At 62.9% G+C, this 4,872-nt stretch carries 3 protein-coding genes; all 3 read right to left on the bottom strand.

Features of this window, described 5'->3' with window-relative positions:
- Positions 1-108 precede the first annotated feature (108 nt).
- The 3 genes from OKB81_RS19370 to OKB81_RS19360 all read right to left on the bottom strand — a co-directional run bounded on the left by OKB81_RS19370 (position 109) and on the right by OKB81_RS19360 (position 4,701).
- The gene (locus tag OKB81_RS19370) at positions 109-750 is read right to left on the bottom strand and encodes an energy-coupling factor ABC transporter permease (protein WP_270664729.1); all 642 of its coding nucleotides are present in this window, start codon (positions 748-750) and stop codon (positions 109-111) included.
- A 93-nt stretch (positions 751-843) separates the two neighbouring features.
- Positions 844-1,686: a pyruvate formate lyase 1-activating protein gene (pflA, locus tag OKB81_RS19365; protein ID WP_270670511.1), complete on the bottom strand. Its 843-nt coding sequence runs from the start codon at positions 1,684-1,686 to the stop codon at positions 844-846.
- A gap of 75 nt (positions 1,687-1,761) precedes the next feature.
- A complete protein-coding gene (locus OKB81_RS19360; RefSeq protein ID WP_270805384.1) occupies positions 1,762-4,701 on the bottom strand; it encodes a sensor domain-containing phosphodiesterase in 2,940 nt (979 codons plus the stop codon).
- Between the last annotated feature and the right edge of the window lie 171 nt (positions 4,702-4,872).

Below are 4,872 nucleotides of genomic sequence, written 5' to 3'. Positions count from 1 at the left end.
CGATTAAATCAGATCACAAACGAAGCCTTTTTTCTATCTATTTCAATTGGTTGTAGCTAAAGATCCTGTACATGATTACTCCCTATGCCGCTTATGTGAAGCAATTTATCAGCGCCCCAGATACTCCCGATCGAAGAAGGTGTTGACCCAGTGGGGGCGATAGACGGCGAGCAGTGTCATGGTCATGCCGTTGAGCAGGGCCTCGGGGAAGAGCAGCAGGGGCCAGATGGAGAGGTAGTCGGCGCCGATGGTGTGCCAGGGGTAGGTGCCGCTCATCCCCATCAGCAGGGCGCTGGCGATCACCTTGACCGAGATGCTGAGCGCGCCGCCGAGAAAGGCGGCCACGAACAGGTAGACGAAGAGGTGGCGGGGCAGCCAGGCCCAGCTCGCCAGAAACAGCAGCCAGCTGGTGGCCACCGGCAGGGCGACGCCAATCAGGGCCTGCCAGCCGATGTCCGCGAGTTCGGTGACATCGAAGGCAGCGAGGATCAGCAGGGTGAGGCAGGGGGCGAGCAGGGCGAGGCGCCAGCCCAGCAGCAGGGTCAGGCTGGTGAGGCCGAGAAAGTGGATCTCCAGCCCCTCGTGCAGCCCGGCCCGCAGGGTCCAGAGCGGTACCAGGACGATGGCGCTCCCCAGGCAGAGGTGCTGGTAGAGCGGGTTGGCGTGGAGGGTGCGCAGCAGGGAGGCGTTCAGGCTGAAGGCGAGCAGCACCAGCCAGAGCAGGAGGGCGACGACTTGTCCTTCACTCATGACCTGTTCCCTCGGATGTCACTGCCCGGTGATGAGCCCGGGCGCTGGCGGCACAATGAAAAGAGGCCGCCCTCTGCCGGGCGGCCTCCTGTCTCAATACTTCACGTTGGGGTGATACTTGCCGAGGATGCCCTGGATCCTGTCCATGGTCTCCTTGCTGGGGGGCTTGATGCCGACCAGATCATAGGTATCTCCCAGCACGTCCCACTTGTGCTTGCCAAGTTCGTGGTAGGGCAGCAGCTCCACCTTCTCGACGCAGTCCCCCAGCTCGGTGATGAACTGGCCGAGTCCTTCTGCGCTCTCGTCATCGTCGGACCAGGTGGGCACCACCACGTAGCGGATCCACATGGTCTGACCGCGGGAGGCCAGGTAGCGGGCGAACTCCAGGGTGTATTTGTTGCTGACGTGGGTGAGGGGAATGTGCTTCTCGTCGTTGATCTGCTTGATGTCGAGCAGCACCAGATCGGTGTTGTCCAGCACCCGGTCGAGCAACTCGTCGTAGTGACGCACGAAACCGTTGGTATCCAGGCAGGTGTGGATCCCCTGGGCCTTGCAGGCGGTGAACAGTTCGGCGATGAACTTCTGCTGCAGCATGGCCTCGCCGCCGGAGGCGGTCACGCCACCGCCGGAGGCATTCATGAAGTGACGATAGCTGGTGAGATCCTTCATCAGCTCGGGCACGGTGACCTCGCGGCCGCCCTGGGTGTCCCAGGTGTCCCGGTTGTGACAATACTTGCAGCGCATCAGGCAGCCCTGCATGAACACGATGAAGCGGATGCCGGGGCCGTCGACGGTCCCGCAGGTCTCGACGGAGTGGATCCGGCCAATGATGTCGGTAGTGCCGGTGTCGCTGGCTTCAACGGTCGGGATCCGCTGCGTGCCGGGGGTGGCAGGTCCCTTGGATTCAACGGCGGGGATCCGGTTAATGACTGACATAGACGACTCCAATGGTGCGGACAAGGTTCGAGCGGTCGTTATTTTATGACAGAAAGCCCTATAAATCCTACCAGTTTAGCCCGCAGGGGTGGCACCCAGCAGGCTCTCCAGTGCCTTGACGGGGAGCGGCCGGCTGGTGAGGAAGCCTTGATAATGCTGGCATCCCAGGGCCTTGAGCACGGCGAGCTGCTCCTCTTCCTCCACCCCTTCGGCGGTGACGGTGAAACGAAACACCCGGGCGAGATCCAGGATGGCCTTGACGATGGCCTTGTCCTGTTCGCTGTGGACCAGGGTCTGGATGAAGCTTCTGTCGAGCTTCACTTCGTCGGCGGGCAGATCCCGCAGATAGGCCAGGGAGGAGTAGCCCGTGCCGAAGTCGTCGATGGAGATGAGCAGGCCGAGGGCCTTGAGCTGGCGGATCCTGGCGATACTCTCCAGCCGGTTTTCCAGCACCACGGACTCGGTGATCTCCAGCAGCAGGCGCGACGGGGGCACCCCGGTGTCCCGCAGTATGTACTCCACCTGCTGCACGAAACCGGCGGTGTGGAACTGGCGGGCGCTGACGTTGACCGACAGATGGGGGATGGCGAGGCCGTTGTTGAGCCAGAAGCTGTACTGGGTGCAGGCGGTCTTCATCACACAGTAGCCGATCTCCTGGATCAGGGTGGTCTCCTCGGCGATGGGGATGAACTCCCCGGGTGGCACCATGGTGCCGTCGGCCTTCTGCCAGCGCAGCAGCGCCTCTATGCCCGAGAGCGTGCCGTTGTCGACCCGGTATTGGGGCTGGTAGTGCAGCACCAGCTCGTTGTTGCGCAGGGCATCGCGCAGCTGGTTGTTGAGAGAAAGCTTGCTCTTCTCTTTTTCCGCCATGGCTTCACTGAAGAAGATATGGTTGCCCTGGCCCGCGCGCTTGGCCATGTGGACGGCGGTATCGGCCTGCTGCATCAGGACAAGGTGATCCTTGTCGTCATCGCTGAACAGGCTGATCCCCACGGAGGCGCTGCAGTGCAGCTTGTGATCGCCGATGTCGAAGGGGGCACGGAAGATCCCCATCAGCTCCCGGGCAAAGTGCTCCGCCAGGATCTTGGCGGTGATATAGCCCTGGCCCAGTGCCGTGAAGAGCAGGGCAAATTCGTCACCCGAAGTGCGGGCGAGCACCAGGTTCTCCTGGGGCAGGGACTTGAGTCGCACCACCACGGCCTGGAGCAGCAGATCGCCGCAGGCGTGACCGAGGGAGTCGTTGATGGATTTGAAGTTGTCCAGATCCAGCAGCAGCAGGGCCCCCCACTGACCACTCGGGGCCTGCAGGGTGCGCTGCATGATGTCGGTCAGGCTGCGCCTGTTGTAGAGATCGCACAGGTCGTCGTAGTAGGCGAGGCGCTCAATGTGGCGGGCGGTCTCTTTCTCCTGGGTGATGTCGTGGAAGCTGCAGACGAAGTGGCTGATCTCCTCCTCCTCGTCCTTGACCCCGCTCACCATGAGCCGCACCGGGAAGAGGTGTCCTTCCCTGTGCAGGCATTGTTCCTCCCCGAGCCAGTATCCCTGCCGGTTGACAGCCGTGATCACCTCCTCCTTGAGGGTGTCGCCATAGTAGGTGGGCCTCAGGGCGTCGATGTGCAGGCCCAGCATCTCCTCGCTGGCAAAGCCGGTGATGCGGCTGAAGGAGGCATTGACCTTGAGGATGATGCCCCCGTGATCCATCACCAGCAGGCCGTCGTGGGTGTTGAAGGCCACTTCGGCCAGGCGCAGGGCATCGTCATTGGCCAGGCGCTGCAACTCGCTGGCGGCCCGCTCGCGCTGTTCGTAGAGGACGTCCAGCAGGGGCGCGGGATCGGCCAGAGGGGTGGCGAGCAGCAGGGTGAGCTGCCCCAGGGGGAGACCGTTTGGCCCCGGGAAGGGGATACCGACATAGGCCTTGGCGTCGAGGGCCAGCAGTTGGCTGGACTGGGGATAGCGCAGGGCCAGATCTTCCACGTAGAGACTCTGTCCGTGCTGGAAGATCTCCCGGCCAGGGCCGATGTCCATGGGCATGGGTTTGACGACGGCGAAGGCATCCCCCTCCACCACGCAGCGGGGAATGAGCCAGAGATCCTGGCCGCGAGGCTGAAACTCGCCGATCCAGCCCCTGTGGGCACCACTCAGGCCCATGGCCCAGCGCAGCAGGGCGCGGCAGTAATCGTTGCCGGTCAGGTTGGCAAGCCCGGGTGGGGGCGCGAGGTCCGGGGCGTCGGTCGCCACGGGGTCCGGCTGCCAGTGGCCGAGCAAGCGGGCGCAATGACGTACCAGTTGCAGGGTGTCATCGCTGATGAGGGTGCTCTCGGCATACTCCAGGCTGAGCACGCCGATGAGCTTCTCCTGCTCCAGCAAGGCGCCGTCCAGGCGGGAGCAGACATTGGCATCGGCCAGGTAGTAGTGCTGGCTCAACATGGGCTGGTGGGCCGCCTCCGAGAAGCTCAGGGCACCCCGGGCACGCAGGGCCCGGATGTAGCGGCTGTCTCCGCGAATGGCACCGAGCGCGTCCACCCCCAGGGTGAACACCGGGGTCAGCTGCTCGCCGCCCAGGGCGCCATGGGCCTGGTAGTGCCAGAGGATCAGGCGATCGGCCCCCAGGCACTCCTTGAGGCTCTCCAGCATGGCGTCATACTGCTGCTGGCTGGCCATCTGGCTCAGGCGCGGCAGTTGCAGGGACAGGCTGGCGGCGCTCTCCTGGGACTGGGTCTGCAGGCAGATGAGCCAGAAGGCGTCCTGCTCGTGGGAGAGGGAAATGTGCCAGAGGAGAGCGTCAAAGCGCAGCACCAGCTTGCCCCCCTTGCCGCTGGCCAGCCGCTGCTCGATGGGCTGGCGCAGGGCGTCCGGCAATTGGGCCGGCCAGGCACTGCGGGGCTCGTCGAGCCAGTGGAGCGGCGTCTGCATCACATCGGTCAGGGCGACCAGCCGTTGACTACGGGTATCCAGGCGGAAAAACAGAGGCGCCTGGCTGGCGGTCGGAAGATGGCTGAGCGCGGTAGACGACATGAACTGACACTATCCTGTTGAGCAATTGTCGGAGGGCAAGAATACTGCAAATCCGTGGCAAACAAAATTTCATTTAATTCTAAATTAGATAAGTCTCATGTACAGGATCTTTAGCAGCAACCAATTGAAATAGATATAAAAATGGCTTCGATTGTGATCTGATTTTATCGC

The organism is Aeromonas sp. QDB56 (genome assembly GCF_027705505.1).
In the GTDB taxonomy this organism is placed as follows: Bacteria; Pseudomonadota; Gammaproteobacteria; order Enterobacterales; family Aeromonadaceae; genus Aeromonas; species Aeromonas caviae.
Note: the sequence above shows the minus strand (reverse complement) of the source record. Positions and strands in the feature narration are given on the sequence as shown.

Coding starts and splice junctions, on each gene's coding strand:
- OKB81_RS19360 (WP_270805384.1), bottom strand. CDS start 4,701: ATGTCGTCTACCGCGCTCAGCCATCTTCCGACCGCCAGCCAGGCGCCT.
- OKB81_RS19370 (WP_270664729.1), bottom strand. CDS start 750: ATGAGTGAAGGACAAGTCGTCGCCCTCCTGCTCTGGCTGGTGCTGCTC.
- pflA (WP_270670511.1), bottom strand. CDS start 1,686: ATGTCAGTCATTAACCGGATCCCCGCCGTTGAATCCAAGGGACCTGCC.